Here is a 15,343-nt window from a genome sequence, read left to right as displayed (position 1 = left end):
ACCACAGGTAAAAATCCCATGATTTTCACGGCTATAGGCACGCTTGTCGCGGGCGCGCTTTTTGGCGGCTCGCTTCTGGCAGCATCGTTGATTGCTGGCGGCTTGGCGATGGCTGCTAAGCTCGGCATCAACGCATACATGAACCGCCGCAAGTCGCGGAAATACTCCGCCGTTCAAGGTGAGATCCAGTATGGCGGCGATGTTCCGGTTCAAACACTGTTTGGCATCGGCAAGACACGCGGTCACCGGGTTTTCTACGGCAAGTGGGGATCTGGCAATAAGTTCAACGGTGACGTATTCCTGCTTGCGAACGGCTGGTGCGACGGCTTGGAGCCGTATGTCTATTTTTACGGCAGCAAACAGACACTGGTTGAGCGTCCGAAGATCGGAAACGAAACTGCACATTATGGTGTGGCCGGTTACGACAATCTGATTTCCATCCGCTTTTATGACGGTAGACCGGGGCAGGGCGTTGATCAGAAGTTGGTCAACGATACGCGCGGTCTGGGTCGCAGGTGGAAAGAGAGTAGCGTTGGTGCTGGTTACACATATGTCGTCTTCGAACGTGAATTTAATGTCGACAAGTTCGACAAGGGCCGTCTCGAAGTTGAGTGGGTGCTACGTGGCCTGCGCTGCTACGATGTGCGCAAGGACAGTTCGGTTGCTGGCGGATCCGGCCCGCATCGGCTCGGCAATGCTGCGACATATGAATTCAGCAAAAACCCGGCTGTGCAGCGTTTCAACTATCAGATCGGCCTGCGCGGCTTGATTTCTGATCGCTCGCTCATTGGCGAGGGCAAGTCAATCGGGCAGCTTGATCTGTCAACCTATGTCGCATCAATGAACGTTTGCGACGAGCTGCGGGCTGGCAAGACCAGATACACCTGTAACTTATGGGTGACTGGCGACGATGATCATACGGAAGTCCTGAGAGAGTTCGAAGACGCCATGGCGGGCTTTGCGCTTAACAGGCGCGGCCTGTCAGGCGTGCTTGCGGGCGCGCCGCAGGTTCCGGTGATGAACATTGGTCCGGATGATATTCCGGCTGGCCGCGAGGGTGAGATCTCGCGCAGGAAATCGGCCTTTGATCTCTTCAATATGATGTCGGGGCAGTTTACATCGCCCGATAGCAACTGGGGTGCGGAAAGCCTCAAGCCAATTGTCGTGAATGCGGATGTTTCCGCTGACGGCAGGCGGCGGCAGACCTCTTACGACTTCCTGCAAGTCACCGATGCCGATACGGCGCAATACCTGCTCAACATCCGCTATCGTCAGCAACGCAAGGGTGGCAAAGCAAAGATCCCTGTCAGTTGGCGAGTCGGTACGGAAGCACAGGAGGGTGACTGGATCACATATGACGGCCTGACGTGGTCTGTCGATGAATGGCAGGTGAGCGAAGATTTCCGCTTTTCTCTCGTTCTGACTGAAACCGGCGCTGACATTTATTCGGAAGCAGGGATTGAGCCGGGACCGATTGTTATCCCGCCAACTGAACCGTTCAATCCTTCGCTTCTAGCGACCGTGCAAAACTTCAACATTGAGGTTGGCATGATTAAGGGGGCGGAAGGTTTTGAACAGCCGGTTGTGCGTTTCAGCTGGGATCCTCCTGACGATCCGACAATCAAGGAAGTCCGCTTCAGATATCGTGTCGCGGATGAGTTCGAGATCTTTGAGGATCAATGCACCGAACCCGAAGCGGGTGCATACGTCACCGGCAAGAACATTCTTTCTGGTCGTTTCTATCAGGGACAGGCGACGATCACGACTGTTCCGGATCGCTTCAAGTCTTGGACGCCTTGGAAAACCACTGTTGCTCCAACTGGCATGCAGAGTGTCATCGTGCAGCTGGAACAGATGAAGGGCGCTGTCAAAGACGTGCTCAAAAACCTGACAAGCACTTATGATCGAATGGATGATCTGGTTGAGCAACTCGCCGCTGCGACTGCAGTCGGTACCGGGCAGAATATCCTGACCAGTGCCGCTGTTGTGAAAACCACAAATGCCTTGGCAGCTTCGTTTCTTGAGCAATCCGCGAAAATTGAGGAAGTCGAGGGGCAGATCGTTGCAACGGCTGGGCTTCTGGCTGGTGTGCAGGCGCAGGTTGATGATGTGTCCGCGAGTGGACTTCTGTCCATGACCGGCACCACAAATCCCGCCAACGGTGTGTTCTCCGAAGTCAGTATTTCGGCCAGAGCGTCAAAGGGTGGGCAGACGGCAAAGGCCGCGCAAGTCTATCGCGTGGTTGAAGTCAACGGCCAGCTGGTGGCCGAAAACTTCCTGTTTGCTAACCGCACATATTTCGTCAGCGAAACGGGCGATGTGGTCGAGATCCCGCTCGCTATTGTCAATGGTGAAGTGCTGTTGAAGGTCGGTCGTATTGCAACGGCCTATTTCGACCAGCTCATGTCCACTAATGGCAAGTTGGTTATGCGTGGTTACGGCGACTTTGCTGATATAAGGATGTTTGTCTGATGGTGAGCTTTTACCGTGGCTGGAAACCCGGTGTCGGGCCAGTAATGAAGATCCTCCGATATGATGAAGATGACCCGTTGACCTTGGCAAATGAAGCCTACGGGCGATATTTCTTCAATTCAGAAGCACAGGACTTGTCGTATATTTTCGACAAGTTCCATTTCTCGAATGGCTTTAATCCAAGCATCTATTCCGCCACCGCTCCAAATACGTCAAACTATGTTCTGGACGGTACAACGCTGCCAGCTGCGAGACGTGCGCTGAGTTCGAGATGGGCGTCGAGCACGTCTTACTACTTCAAGTATTACGAGATGTTCAATCGCTTCCCTGACATGGGCGGGATGGTGCCGATCTTCGAAGCAAAGCTCATAGATCCAAATGACCGGGTCAAGCTTTTTGATTTCAACGGCGCGGATGGAAACAAGCAACTGTTCTCGATTGGCACGCTCTACAATGCGATGAGCGTGTACGCGGATAATCCGGTTAATAACCAAAGCGCGACAATCGTCCAGTACGACCGGATTGCTGCGGATCTGAATTTCACCGGCTGGTGTGGCCAGATCAGCAATTACACAGGCCCAACCTATACCTACATGATTATTGGCGGAAACGTCCCTGTTATGAGGGCCTTGACCTGTCAGTGGGATCTGCCTGCGAATAACGCACCACTGCCATTTCCGAACAGCCCACCAATGCCTTGGCAGGAAACGCTTAGAATAAATCGCTCTGAAGTTAAGTTTGCCCGCAGGGGTGAAACGGTTGATTCCCCGAATCCTCGCAGTTTTCTGATCAATTCGAACAAGGCCCCCAACATGTGCGTCATGATGGGGGAGACACCGATCATCCCGGCAGGTGGGTCATATTATTTCTGGAAAACTACACCGATTGATTTGCATCCGTTGATGTTTCTCGACGGTATCATGCGTTTTGACGGCATGGCTTATTCAATTCCGCCAGTGGATCCGACTGTAAGCAGATCGGGCCGTGAGGCTCGGTTCTATTACAAAATCGACCAGAACGGCATCATGTTCACCAATGAGGGTAATTATGCCATCGGCTGCAAGTTCATGGTTTATGCAACCAGCATCGAACAGCTGACCAATGGTGGCTCATTGGTGATGCGGACGCTGCCGGATGGCAATATCCAGATAAAGCGTCCGGGTTCCAGCGACATCGCGCCGAATAGCAACGATATCCTGCTCGATACGCGGTTTCCCTCCGTTCGCATCATCAAGGAAGGCTGGTTGCCTCTCAGTCAGTTCTCGACGGAAAACTCGCTAAATCCGCTGTTTGGTACGCATGCAGCGGTAGTTCCATTCCAAAGTTCCGGGCTGTTCATCTTCCCGAAGGTCGTGGGCAACTGGCCGAAGATGATGGCGCAGGGGTATTATCGATCTCTCAGGCGTCCCGATGTCGTTTCGTGGTTCACGTCGAATTACTGCATGACCACTGTCGTTCGTGAGAATGACATGGTCATCCATCTAAGCCCCGGTCGACCAACCGATATGCGCGCCGATTCAGGCGAAGAATATTCGATGCCGGATCCGACTGGCGCTCGATACTACGTTCTGGGTGCTGCGCGCCTCTACTAATCTCTTTGAAAATTCATGTTCTGTAATCTGCCTGTGACAGGCGGAGGGGAAAACTATGGCCTATCAGGACCGATTTTATACCATTGGCGATGTGACCGTTCAAAACGGCTCTGCTGTCGTGACTGGCACTGGCACCGGCTGGGAAACAGCATTGATCGATGGCGGGGTGATTTTCGTCGGCGGTGGATCTTATCCGATCTATTCCGTCGAAAGCGAAACCTCATTAACGCTCGCTTACACCTATTCGGGTGTGAGTGGTGCGGATCTACCTTATGCGGTTGATCGTCAGAGAGCCTCTGCGACATCGAACATTCAGATGAATGATCGGCTTGCACAGATTATTCGGGAAATCGGCATTGGCAACATTGAAGAATTCAATGCGCTGACATTGCAACCGCACAAAGCCCTTTCCACGGATTCGCAGGGCAAATTACAGCTTATTAATCTCGGTATACTTGGTCGGTCCTTGATTGCATTGGGAGTCGGAACGACAAGCCAATATCTGCAAGGTGATGGAACACTACAAGATAAAGCGGGATTGCCCGTAAGCACTGCTACGCAAAATGCTCTCAATACAAAGATTGCGGCATCTCAGGTTCTCCCCGCCGTAGCGGCTGGGACTGCCGGGGCAGTTGGCACTTACGGGTTGATGATATGGCTTGGCGCAACCATCGAAAGTCCAGGACAGATTACATCCGGGGTCAATCTTGCTTTTACAAATGGTCTTGGCGCTCAGTTCGCTTCGCCTACCGGATCGTGGCGACTTATGTCAGGTGCAACAGGCAATTCAACCGCGCCGGCTAAAGTAAGCCTTTGGCTCAGATACGCATAGGATAAAACGATGCTTACAATTATTGAAGCGAAGAACCCACGTTGGGCAAGTGCAGATCATGCATATATCGATGTCGATGTGTGCTTCGAAGAATATGAAGACTTTGGTCTTCAACCCTTCACAACCCACGCGACCGCTGACACAGAACACGGATTAGAGCTTTGGCTAAAAGCCAATGCTGGCGAGTATGGGCCGATTGCGCCGTATGTAGCTCCAGAGCCGCAGCCCGTCATCACGATCCTGCCGGCCGTCTGGCTTTGGCAACGCATGACGAACGAAGAAGCCGCGCAGGTAGAGATTGCTATGTCTGCGCAGCCATTCCGCACTCGGCAAATCTTGCTGACCGCAAATACTTTCCGATCAGATCATGAGCTTTGGCCATTGTTGGAACAAGTTGCGACGGGTTTGTTTGGTGCTGAGAGAGCCGCAGAATTGCTGACGCCTTAGTTAGCGCCGGTAACCGCTTACAGTTCAGATAAGATCTCATAACCATTTCTTCCGACCAGAATGTCGCCTATTTCAGTCAGGGACGCGCCCACGTCATCGACGCGCCAGCCTGCTCTGACGGCTTCATCAACGATTGGCAGCACGCGTGGCCGGATTGCAAGAATGCAATCTTGGACTCTGCCATCAAATTCACTCACTGATTTTGGCGACTTCATTGCTTCCTCCTTTTGATCTGGAATGAGCTTAGCCGCTACATCTCATATCGTCTGCCCTCATTTTTGAGGATTGACAGATAAGCCGAAGTTAACTCCCGAACGGAAACGCTACGCAAGCTCCACGCTGCCTCGGCGCGGCGCTACCTCTCTTTTGCGGTCTAATCTGAACCGGATACCTTCATGAAACTTGTCTCCGATTGGAGGCGGGTGCTTCGCTATGCGTGGAGCATCCGCCTGCTGCTGGCCGCAGCAATTCTGTCCGGCCTTGAAGTCGTGTTGCCCTATCTGGGTGACGCTTTCCCCATCCCAACAGGCGCATTCGCAGCTCTCACCTTCATCGTGACGGTGCTGGCCTTTGTCATGCGCATTAAATCACAGAAGGATTTTCGCGATGAGTAAACGTGCAAAGGCAGCTTTGGCGTCCACCCTTGGTCTGGTTGCGTTGACTGCAACATATCTGACTGCGCCGTGGGAGGGTATGGAAAACCATGCCTATTACGACAAGCTCGGAAAGGTCTGGACGGTATGCCTGGGGGAAACCAAAGGCGTCAAAAAAGGCGACAGCTACATCGATAAACAGTGTCAGGAAATGCTGATCAAGCGGCTGGAAACTGATTTCCGACAGCCGCTTCGCAAATGCATCCGGACCTTTGATCAGGCTCCTATCAGCGTGCAGGCTTCGATGCTGGATCTCTCATACAATATCGGCACTGGCGCTGCCTGCAAATCGACTGCCGCGAGGCGTATGACGGAAAAGCAATGGCGCATGGCCTGCAACGCTATGACGGCCTTCAATCGGGCTGGCGGCAAGGTCGTGGAAGGTTTGCGCAAGCGGCGCGAGCTGGGCGATGCGCAACGCATCGGTGAGCTTGAACTTTGTCTGGCTGGTCTGAAATGAGTCAGATCCTCGACGCCATTAAGGTGACTGCAGGTGTTGCCATCGGGATCGTGCTTGCATCCATCTATTACAACGGCGTCCCGGTGCTGAAGGACATTCCTTATATCGGGGCCGTGTTCGAGGGGCAGGCGAAAAAAGGGCTGGTGCCTGAGTTTCAGGCGTTGGCCTTAAAGGCTGAAATCGATCAGCTCAAATCGATCAGGCGCGCCAATGCTCTCGTTATCGAGGCCTATCAAGTGCAGCTGCGCAACGCCCGCGCAGCTGAAGCCGCCCTCATTGAACAAACGGAACAGGAGATTGCCGACTATGAACAGCGGCTTGCTGATGCGGGGCGGGTTTGCCTGCTTGATCGCGATGACATTGAGTTCCTGCGCAAGTAACAAGCTTTTGCAGGAGGCGGCTGAACAGGCGGGACGGGCGCAGGTAGAACGGCAATTGCCAGCCTATCCCGATGATTGTCGGAAAAAGGAAGAGCATGCGCCGCTGATCGATGGGGTGGAAGCTCGATCAGTTCTCAAGCGGGAACGGCAGGCGCTTGATCGACAGAATGCGCGCACAGATCGATGTGCTGATTTTTATGATGGCTTGGCGGGGGAATGAGGTGATGCCAATGGATACTGAGGCTCCAGTTGTAGACCGAATGATTGAGTTGAAGGAAGAAACCCGTGAGTTTCTCTCCCAGCTTCGCGAGGAAGATATCGATCTGATGAAGCATGGTCTTGATCTGATACGCTCGCTACGAACCATTGGCCGCTTTATGCGGTGGGTGATTTTAGGTGTGCTGGCGATCCTGATCGGCGTGGTCTCGCTCTATGAAAACACGGTGAAGCTGATTGCCTATTTCCAGAAATGAGAAAAGCCCCGCTTCGGTGGGGCTTTTGCATTCGTCATTCGTCTGGATCCGTGCCGGTGAACCCGCGATACATTCCAGATGAAACAATCTTGATCGCATGGGCCGCTTCTTCTTCCGACCATCCTGCCGCCACTGCATCGTCAATTAGATCCCGTATACCGGGGATGCCGGTGTCAGCAATGGCTGCGGCAGCTTCTTGCTCTGAGCTGCCCGAAAGCGTGGCTTGCTCGATTAGATCTGCAATCCCTCGTGCAACCGCTTCCTGACAGTCAATGTCGCGGTCTGGATAATCGCCCGGTTGTTTTGGTCCCAGCATGTCATCCTCCTGTTTTCAAAGGAGGTAGCGCGCAAATCAACGGCGTCCAGCCAGTGCATCTTCGCCTTCTTGTTTATGGACGCGGCAAAACCAGAGCTGGCCGTACTTGGTCTTATATCCAAACGATCCCCAAGCCTTGCAGCCTTCCGCATCACACCAATGCTCAAACAGCTTTCCGGGCTTGGAAACGCGACCGTTATCACCACCATAACTACTCATGCTAAACCACCGACAAAACCGCTCATTTCTTTCAAACGCACCATGGACAGGCGCATCGGCCCATTGCAGCCCCGGCGTTTGCATATGGCCTTCTTCTCGATCTCATCGAGATAGAGTTGCGAGCGGTCTTTTCCTCGGCAGAGCATGGTTCGATCCGTATAGGCGAGGCGGTTACACTTGCGGCATATCAATTCGAGCTTCTGATCGTCTGCCAGATCGCCAACTTTGACCGTTGTTTTCCAGTTGCCCATTACCAGAAATCCTCGGCGCTAGGGATGCGGGTGTAACTGATCTTGCCACCGACATGACCGCCTGCCGGTGGTTTCCATTCACCCATGCTGACAATCGTGCCGGAATATTTGGAATTGAGTTTATCGACCGCACAGTTTGCGCGTTCCCATTTCTGCCGCAGCTCGTCGTCGTTATCGAGCAAATCGATCTGGCGTTCGTCGGCTGGTGACAGGTCGTAAAGTGTGACGCCAACCCGGAAGATCTCGACGCCTTTCGGAAAGTCTTTTCTGACGTTCTGCCAGAGTGCATGCAGGCCGGTTAGAATGGCCTGATCATCATTGACGACAGAAAGGTGATGCTTGCCAAACCATGAGCCGTCACGGATCGACAGCCAGAGCCATAAGCCCCCGGCGTAATAGTTCTCTCTGCGCAGGCGACGGGCAGCTTTCGTGAGCAACAGGCGAGATATCTCATATGCGCCGTCGATCTTGCGGGCTTCTGGCGGTAGCACTCGACCGTGGCCGAACATGCCGCGCTGCTGTTCTGGCGCTTGGATGTCATATCCGTGCAGCGCATACCAAAGCCGCTCGCCGTTCACACTGTTCCAGATTTTGCGCATGTGCTTTGGTTGAAGCGCATAGAGCTGCTCGGTGCTGTAAACCCGATTCCGATAAAGCCGCTTTGCCATGCTCGATCCGATGCCGGGGATATCCTCCAGCTCGACCTTAAGCAGTGGCACAGGCATCGATGCGGGCCACCATATGGCAAGGCCGTTGCCATAGCTTCCGTGTCGCTTGCTTTCCTCTTTGCCAGCCTTGCAGGCAATCTTCGCAAGCTGGCGGTTGGCGGCAAAGCCGATTGAACTGGTGATGTATGGGCCGATATTGTCAGCGATCGCGGCCTTGATCCTCGCCGCGAGCAATTCAGGATCTCGTTTCCCGCTGTCATCGAGAACGCAAGTCAGCTCATCGATGCTCTTTGCGGTGTCAATTGCAATGACGGTCTCGATCTCGCAGAGAAGGGCGTTGTGCGCTCGGCGGTAAAGGTCAGGCTTTTGCGGAACAAGCACAAGATCAGGACAGACGCGCAATGCGTCCTTGATCGGCATCACGTTCTTGACGCCTTGCGCCTTGGCCTCTTTCGAGCATGCAATGACTGCCGTGCGATTTGTGCCTTCAAATGGCACTACACCAATCGGTCTGCCGCGCAGGCGCTTGTCGCACTGCTGTTCGACTGAAGCGAAAAAGCCGTCGAAGTCGAGGTATAGCCGTTCAATCGTCTCCGGCAGACGCATTACAAACTCCAGAAAACAGGTTGAACGAAACCTGCCCCGCGCACAGGGGTGCACAGGAACATATTCCGCTCAATGTGGATATGTTCCTAAAATGTTCTCATTTTGAAAAAGAGTCAATCCGCATTCTGCGGTTGTGGAAATCTGCCCTTAACGGGGCGGCTATCGGTGCGCAAACACCGAAAAGCGGCGGCTACTGATTCGCGTCAAGTTCCGCCCGGCATGACGGTAGGTCAAATGCCACACCCCGACCCTTGCGGGCGCGGGCATACTGGCCTCAACAGGTTAATAAAAATGCAAGAAGGTTTTTCTTTTACGAGCGTTCGTCCAGTGTCTCCCGCTGCGAGCTACATTGGCGGCAAGAAGCAGCTCGCGCAGCGAGTGGCAGCTGTCATCGAGCAAATCCCACACTCTGTCTATGCAGAGCCATTTGTGGGCATGGGTGGCGTATTCTTCCGCCGTCAGCTGATCGCGAAATGTGAGGTTATCAACGATGTGTCTGGCGATGTGATTACGCTTTTTCGGATACTGCAGCGTCATTATCCGCAATTTATGGAAACGCTAAAATTCCAGATTACATCCCGCAAGGAATTTGAAAGGCTCAAAGCTTGCGATGCCTCAACACTTACGGATCTGGAACGCGCTGCACGGTTTCTTTACCTCCAGCGTCTGGCATTTGGCGGCAAGGTCAACGGACGCAACTATGGCGTTGATACAGGTGGATCTGCACGCTTCAACGTCAACCGGCTGGGTGTATTGCTGGAAGAGATCCACGAACGATTGGCGGGCGTCCAGATTGAAAATCTGTCATGGGCAGACTTCATTGATCGGTACGACACGCCGGGAACGCTGTTCTATATGGATCCACCTTATTTCGGTTGCGAGAATGATTACGGCAAGAACGTATTCAGCCGTGACGATTTCGAGAGGATTGCCAACCGGATGTTGGATATCAAGGGGCGCTTCCTGATTTCACTTAACGATACGCCTGAGGTGCGATCAATCTTCTCGGCGTTCAAGATATGCGATGTGTCGCTAACCTATACCATTGGTGGCGGGCAGGCGAAGCCTGTCGGTGAGGTTTTGATTATGGACCGAAAGCAGCCTACTGTGCCGAATATGCCTGACTAACGGGTAAAGCCTTTAATCTGTATTTTGGGCGGCTTGGACTTGCCAGAAAACAAAACTGCGCTACATTAATTTGCGTTGATTTCCGGATATCAATTATGAGGCCCATCCAGCATCGTCATCTCGCTGGGTGGGCTTATCATTATGCCCTGGTGCTCTTCCCAAATCACTGGGGCAGCACGGTCTCTAGTGAGTGCGTCTCCATCGTGATTATACTGTCCGTGGTAGATAGCGCGGATTGAGGCGTGGAGAGGGAAAACATGCGAATAAATGTGGGGCGGACGATTTCAAAAACATAATGAAATCATACAGACTGCTTTGGTCTCACTTTGCGTAGAACCTGCAGGGCTATCAGTTCAGCCACGGGCGGTTTGGGTGCATGAAACTGTGGTATCCCGCTTTGCATGCGGTAAGTATGTGATTAATCAGCTTTAGCGTAGCGCGTTTAAGTGAAATCACGTGAGGTCTAGCCATTCGCAGTTGATGGACTAGCTCAGAGTGAATGCTTACAATATCGGCGGCACGGTGCGGGTCTGCTTTGTGTTCTTTGGAGTTGAAGTTACCGCCAGTCGCTGCCACGTTAAGTTCGTGAGATAATCTCTTATATTCTTCCGCGCTTTGACCGCAAAAAACACACATATGAGAGAATAGATGAAAGCAGGAATAATGAGCTGCCATTACTCTCGCTGCCAACGCTTCATTAGACTGAAAATCTGCGAAATTTTCTGTCCAGTACTTAACAGACAGATCACAGAATTTTTCAAAGTCTTTAATGTGGTCGTTGATTAAATTCAATTCTTCTGAGACAGCAGATCTATACTGCTGTATAAGCGCGCCTAATGCCGCACCCACTATCACAATCAGAACTTTATCCCCGATCTCGCCCATAATGAAAATTAGTGTCGTACGGGATCTGGAACGGTTGTGGCTATAATTTTCTCGATCATCTCTTGATAAAAGAATAAAGTTGGTTTCGTACAGCGCACTTCGATCAGGTTTTGTAGCTCTTGTGAAGTATAATGGCCAAGCCGTATTAAGCCACCAAATGCTTCCTCAATAAATGAGGAGCCAAAAACGCGAACGCCGTCGATATCGATTATTAGCTTCTCTTCAATATTGGCTTTCTTAAGCTTTTCAAGCATCGGTGCGAGTATGTCTTTACGGAAATCCTCACCATTGTAGGTTCCATCTGAATGGAATCTACCTGCCGGGTATTTGCTGTAATCTTTTGCAAGGTCGATCATCATCACACTACAACTGCTCTACTCGTAGGAAGTTCCAAGTTCCACTCGATCAACGTGCCGCCAATTGACGTATTGGTTGAACTCGAAGAGAATTTGCCATTGGCTTTCCTCTCGCACCATCCACCTCGACTGTACACCTTCATTCGCCCAGTGCCAACGCGTTCCAGCACGTCAAGCATTTGGGGTAGTCCCTTTCCGCGATGCGTTTGGTCTGTACGTGACCCGCCATACCTCATCGCGGCACGAATGTAAGTGGCATCATACTCGAATTCAAATGACGGAGTTCCGTTAACAGTCCTCCGAAGAAAACGTGCCACCTTATCCCAACGCTGAATACGCGGATATGTGACAGGTATGGTGGCGCCCTGATCATATGCGACAACTGTTAAGGAATTTCTCAACCGATCAACAGTTGCCGAAACCCACAGGCTGCGCACGTGCGGATACGATAGCGGAAATTCTTCAGGATAAGCATGATGTCGCATATTGCTTATCGCTTCGGAAATCGCTGAGTTCATATCAACGACGATGTCGACGCCTTTTGGAAGATCTAAGAACTTTGACAGTTCCAATAATGCTTCATCAATCCGACCCAGATCATCATTGCTCTCTGCGCGAATGATCTGCATCGTCTTCGTTGTATCGTCTCCAACAATGCTATTTGCTTGAGGAGGCAGATGGCCCAGAACTTCAAAAAAGCCTAGTTCAAGAAGCTTTCTTAGAACCGGAACACTCCATTCATGAAGGTTGACAGTCGGGGGAGTTTCCTTATTCGACTTTGCAATTCTGTCGTATTCTGCGGTCAACACGACAGCGACAGCTGTTGAGATGCGAGTCAGACTGGAAAAGTCGGTATAGCTTTTTATCTGTGGCCTTCTGCCACTGGGTCGTTTGACGTATCTTTCTTTTCCGGTGATCACGCGGTTTCCATGTGCCCGAATTCCCGCGAGGTAGCGCAAAGTTTCCTGTTGATTGTTCTCAAGGCACAAGTTTGCAGGCGGCACATGCGGCGGATACTTAGAAATTGCCTCTTCCGATTTTCCACCTTGCCATATTTGAACTATATGTGAGCCCGTAGGCTGTGCTGATCGCTGTCCGCCTATGATGGCAGGTGACGACCGTGCAGAAACTCGACTGCCAACTCTAGTTTTTAATTTACTTCGCGATAATCTTTTTCGCCGCATCTCGTTGCGGGAACGGCAGTAAAGCCATTGAGTAATAGATTCGTTTGGCTTTTTCAAATTACGCCCCGTGATAAACCCCTTCATACGCTTTAGTTTTGTTTTGATTACAGATCAATAGCGGATAAATGAGAACAATTATTCAGTCAGAGGGGTATTCTGTTGTGGTGTGCACGGAGTGATCCACTTCCAATTAGCGTATTTGTCGCCAGTCTGGCGAATGTGGGTGTAACGCTTCAGTGAATTCCACGACCGATGGCCAGAAACCATCGCCACGTGCGGGATATTCCAGCCCATCTCGAACAGCCTCGATATGCCCTCATGGCGGAGGTCGTGAAAATGAAGGTCCTCAATTTCTAGAAACTGACAAGCCTTGGTAAAGCGAGTGCTGACGGTGTTGGAGTTATAGGGAAATATCTGATCTTTCTTTCTCGGCATCGCTTCGATGATCGCAATTGCTTCGTCTGTCAGATCGCACCAGACATCATTCCCCATTTTTTCACCGGGGTTTTTCATGTCTCTCACAAGCACACGCTTGTGGTCTTTCTCATAATCTTCCCATCTGATTCGGCATATTTCTTCCTGTCGCCTGGTCGAAAAAAGGGCGAACAGGATTGTCTTGCACATCGGCATGTGCTGCCGCACGCGTGTCTCACGGTCTGTGAAATAAGTCAGGATCTTATCTAGTTCGGAGATAGTAGGGCGGCGGCTACGTTGCTTCGACCGCGTGATCAGCCCTAAGCGCTTCATTACAAGTTGTGCGTCTATCATTGCCTGTTGATCGAGCGGTAATCCCCACGCAGGACGCGCCAATGCAAAGACCGCTCCAAGGTGTGAAATCCAGTTGCCGACCGTTTGTGGCTCACGGCCATCATTCAGATGTTCTGCAAATTTCACAATGTCCTGGCTGGTTATCGATGAACATTCTTTGTCTGCGATAGGAAAGGCTTTAATGGCTTTCAGAACTTGGCCTTTGGTGCGGCCTATCTGTTTAATGCTCGTCTCAACGTACTTATCTATCGCGTCAGATAGCTTGCTCGAAGGGCGGCGAGGTCGCCCCATCTGAGTACTATCCTTTTTCAATTCCGCTTCACGTTTTTTAATCCAAGCAGTGGCAGAGGCCTTTCTGTCGAATGTTCGCGATTCGCGATGCACAACTTTGCCATCACTTTTCAGGAGAATTTGTGCTAGGTACGCAATTGATCCATTCGCTCGCGGGCGTTCAATAATGGTCCCCATCGGTACAACATCCTCCATAAGTACAACAATCGTGTTGTACTCTACGTCAAAACAGGCGTAAAGAGGCTTAAATGAGATGAAATAAGCAGGCGAGAAATGACGCTAAGCTACGGAAAAGAAACGAACTCATTGATTTCTAATAATCCGAAATTTGCCATAGCGCCTATGCTCGACTGGTCGGATCGCCATTGTCGCTATTTTCACCGCCTGTTTTCCAAGGGCGCTTTGCTCTACACAGAGATGGTCGTTGCTGATGCGGCAATCCATGGACCGCGTGAACGGCTCATGGGATTTGATGCAACGGAACATCCCGTTGCTTTGCAGCTTGGCGGTTCCGATCCGGTCAAACTACAGGAAGCTGCACGAATTGGCGCTGGCTTCGGCTATGATGAAATCAATCTCAATGTCGGATGCCCGTCTGACCGTGTTCAGTCCGGCACATTCGGCGCTTGTCTGATGCAGACACCGGAAGTGGTTGCACGTTGCGTCGCCGCCATGAAGGAAGTTGTCTCGGTGCCCGTCACAGTCAAATGCCGGATAGGCGTTGATGATCAGGACCCGGAAGTGGCACTGGATGCAGTTGCAGATCAGGTTCTTGAAGCAGGCGCGGATGCGCTTTGGGTTCATGCCCGCAAAGCATGGCTGAAAGGGCTGTCTCCAAAGGAAAATCGCGATATTCCGCCGCTTGATTATGATCGTGTCTATCGTCTCAAACAGCGCCTTGATGCGCCATTCATTGGTATCAATGGCGGTATAAGCACTCTGGAAGATGCGATATCGCATCTCGACCATCTGGATGGCGTCATGCTTGGGCGTGCCGCTTATCATAATCCGGCATTGCTCGCGGACGTCGATCATCTCATTTATGGAGATGATGAAAAGCCAACGGATATGACCGAAATCATTGAGGCAATGTGCGACTATGTTGATCGGCACATTGCGGATGGCGGCAGGCTTTCACACATAAGCCGCCACATGGTTGGATTGTTCATGGGGCAGCCAGGTGCGCGCCGCTGGCGTCAAATCTTGTCAACAGATGCCGCCAAGCCCGGCGCGAACAGCGATGTGCTGCGTCAGGCCTATGCGACTATCATGGAAGCCAGCAGCGAAGCTGCCTAGAGCATGTCGCAGTTAAATGGATTCATTTAGCGTTCGCGAACATGCGACAATTAAAAAATCTAGAGC

The 15,343-nt window shown here is 51.8% G+C and carries 20 protein-coding genes; 11 read left to right on the top strand and 9 right to left on the bottom strand.

Annotated features, from left to right (window positions below):
• Positions 1-18 precede the first annotated feature (18 nt).
• Genes OIV19_RS11960 through OIV19_RS11945 form a run of 4 tightly spaced genes read left to right on the top strand, consistent with a single transcriptional unit; the run spans position 19 to position 5,343 of the window.
• Positions 19-2,472: a phage tail protein gene (locus OIV19_RS11960; RefSeq protein ID WP_264231763.1), complete on the top strand. Its 2,454-nt coding sequence runs from the start codon at positions 19-21 to the stop codon at positions 2,470-2,472.
• Complete coding sequence (locus tag OIV19_RS11955) at positions 2,472-4,064, top strand: hypothetical protein (protein WP_264231762.1); 1,593 nt, start codon at positions 2,472-2,474, stop codon at positions 4,062-4,064. The genes OIV19_RS11960 and OIV19_RS11955 overlap by 1 nt, the downstream gene beginning before the upstream one ends.
• Before the next feature lie 55 nt (positions 4,065-4,119).
• Positions 4,120-4,896 (top strand): hypothetical protein, encoded by a 777-nt coding sequence (locus OIV19_RS11950; RefSeq protein ID WP_264231761.1) that lies wholly within the window; start codon positions 4,120-4,122, stop codon positions 4,894-4,896.
• Between the two features lie 9 nt (positions 4,897-4,905).
• Positions 4,906-5,343 carry a hypothetical protein gene (locus OIV19_RS11945; protein ID WP_264231760.1) on the top strand — a complete coding sequence of 146 codons (438 nt, stop codon included), beginning with the start codon at positions 4,906-4,908 and terminating at the stop codon, positions 5,341-5,343.
• 17 nt (positions 5,344-5,360) lie between these two features.
• On the opposite strand, the gene OIV19_RS11940 is transcribed toward OIV19_RS11945, so the two are convergent.
• Positions 5,361-5,558 carry a hypothetical protein gene (locus OIV19_RS11940; protein ID WP_264231759.1) on the bottom strand — a complete coding sequence of 66 codons (198 nt, stop codon included), beginning with the start codon at positions 5,556-5,558 and terminating at the stop codon, positions 5,361-5,363.
• 180 nt (positions 5,559-5,738) lie between these two features.
• Here OIV19_RS11940 and OIV19_RS11935 point away from each other — a divergent pair, with 180 nt between their 5' ends.
• From OIV19_RS11935 to OIV19_RS11915, 5 genes are read left to right on the top strand one after another with little or no spacing between them, the layout of a single operon-like run.
• The gene (locus OIV19_RS11935) at positions 5,739-5,957 is read left to right on the top strand and encodes a DUF7940 domain-containing protein (protein ID WP_264231758.1); all 219 of its coding nucleotides are present in this window, start codon (positions 5,739-5,741) and stop codon (positions 5,955-5,957) included.
• Entirely contained in the window at positions 5,950-6,456 is a 507-nt protein-coding gene (locus OIV19_RS11930; RefSeq protein WP_264231757.1) for a lysozyme, read from the top strand. Before OIV19_RS11935 ends, OIV19_RS11930 begins: the two co-directional genes overlap by 8 nt.
• Positions 6,453-6,836, top strand: a complete 384-nt coding sequence (locus OIV19_RS11925) for a hypothetical protein (RefSeq protein WP_264231756.1) — start codon at positions 6,453-6,455, stop codon at positions 6,834-6,836. Before OIV19_RS11930 ends, OIV19_RS11925 begins: the two co-directional genes overlap by 4 nt.
• On the top strand, positions 6,811-7,056 hold the full coding sequence (locus tag OIV19_RS11920) for a hypothetical protein (RefSeq protein WP_319637601.1): 246 nt from the start codon (positions 6,811-6,813) through the stop codon (positions 7,054-7,056). Before OIV19_RS11925 ends, OIV19_RS11920 begins: the two co-directional genes overlap by 26 nt.
• Positions 7,057-7,066: 10 nt before the next feature.
• Positions 7,067-7,309 carry a hypothetical protein gene (locus OIV19_RS11915; RefSeq protein WP_094577089.1) on the top strand — a complete coding sequence of 81 codons (243 nt, stop codon included), beginning with the start codon at positions 7,067-7,069 and terminating at the stop codon, positions 7,307-7,309.
• A 34-nt stretch (positions 7,310-7,343) separates the two neighbouring features.
• Here OIV19_RS11915 and OIV19_RS11910 read toward each other — a convergent pair whose 3' ends face one another.
• The 4 genes from OIV19_RS11910 to OIV19_RS11895 are packed head-to-tail and all read right to left on the bottom strand — an operon-like array spanning position 7,344 to position 9,369.
• The gene (locus OIV19_RS11910) at positions 7,344-7,625 is read right to left on the bottom strand and encodes a hypothetical protein (RefSeq protein ID WP_264231755.1); all 282 of its coding nucleotides are present in this window, start codon (positions 7,623-7,625) and stop codon (positions 7,344-7,346) included.
• Between the two features lie 36 nt (positions 7,626-7,661).
• The gene (locus OIV19_RS11905) at positions 7,662-7,844 is read right to left on the bottom strand and encodes a hypothetical protein (RefSeq protein WP_264231754.1); all 183 of its coding nucleotides are present in this window, start codon (positions 7,842-7,844) and stop codon (positions 7,662-7,664) included.
• Positions 7,841-8,095 (bottom strand): hypothetical protein, encoded by a 255-nt coding sequence (locus OIV19_RS11900; protein WP_264231753.1) that lies wholly within the window; start codon positions 8,093-8,095, stop codon positions 7,841-7,843. Before OIV19_RS11900 ends, OIV19_RS11905 begins: the two co-directional genes overlap by 4 nt.
• Positions 8,095-9,369, bottom strand: a complete 1,275-nt coding sequence (locus OIV19_RS11895) for a Y-family DNA polymerase (RefSeq protein WP_264231752.1) — start codon at positions 9,367-9,369, stop codon at positions 8,095-8,097. Before OIV19_RS11895 ends, OIV19_RS11900 begins: the two co-directional genes overlap by 1 nt.
• Positions 9,370-9,660: 291 nt before the next feature.
• On the opposite strand from OIV19_RS11895, the gene OIV19_RS11890 reads away from it, so the two are divergent.
• Positions 9,661-10,497 (top strand): DNA adenine methylase, encoded by an 837-nt coding sequence (locus OIV19_RS11890; protein ID WP_264231751.1) that lies wholly within the window; start codon positions 9,661-9,663, stop codon positions 10,495-10,497.
• A gap of 348 nt (positions 10,498-10,845) precedes the next feature.
• Here the strand turns inward: OIV19_RS11890 and OIV19_RS11885 are convergent, their stop codons facing one another.
• The 4 genes from OIV19_RS11885 to OIV19_RS11870 all read right to left on the bottom strand — a co-directional run bounded on the left by OIV19_RS11885 (position 10,846) and on the right by OIV19_RS11870 (position 14,158).
• Positions 10,846-11,382, bottom strand: coding sequence for a hypothetical protein (locus OIV19_RS11885; RefSeq protein WP_264231750.1), 537 nt, complete (start codon positions 11,380-11,382; stop codon positions 10,846-10,848).
• Positions 11,383-11,390: 8 nt separating this feature from the next.
• A complete protein-coding gene (locus OIV19_RS11880; protein WP_264231749.1) occupies positions 11,391-11,741 on the bottom strand; it encodes an STAS-like domain-containing protein in 351 nt (116 codons plus the stop codon).
• A complete protein-coding gene (locus tag OIV19_RS11875) occupies positions 11,741-12,979 on the bottom strand; it encodes a hypothetical protein (protein ID WP_264231748.1) in 1,239 nt (412 codons plus the stop codon). The genes OIV19_RS11880 and OIV19_RS11875 overlap by 1 nt, the downstream gene beginning before the upstream one ends.
• 78 nt (positions 12,980-13,057) lie before the next feature.
• The gene (locus OIV19_RS11870; RefSeq protein ID WP_264231747.1) at positions 13,058-14,158 is read right to left on the bottom strand and encodes a site-specific integrase; all 1,101 of its coding nucleotides are present in this window, start codon (positions 14,156-14,158) and stop codon (positions 13,058-13,060) included.
• A 96-nt stretch (positions 14,159-14,254) separates the two neighbouring features.
• On the opposite strand from OIV19_RS11870, the gene dusA reads away from it, so the two are divergent.
• Positions 14,255-15,277, top strand: coding sequence for a tRNA dihydrouridine(20/20a) synthase DusA (gene dusA, locus OIV19_RS11865; protein ID WP_264231746.1), 1,023 nt, complete (start codon positions 14,255-14,257; stop codon positions 15,275-15,277).
• The last annotated feature ends 66 nt before the right edge of the window (positions 15,278-15,343 follow it).

The sequence above is a fragment of the Brucella sp. HL-2 genome, assembly GCF_025846885.2.
In the GTDB taxonomy this organism is placed as follows: Bacteria; Pseudomonadota; Alphaproteobacteria; order Rhizobiales; family Rhizobiaceae; genus Brucella; species Brucella quorumnocens.
This window is presented reverse-complemented; position numbering and strand designations above follow the sequence as displayed.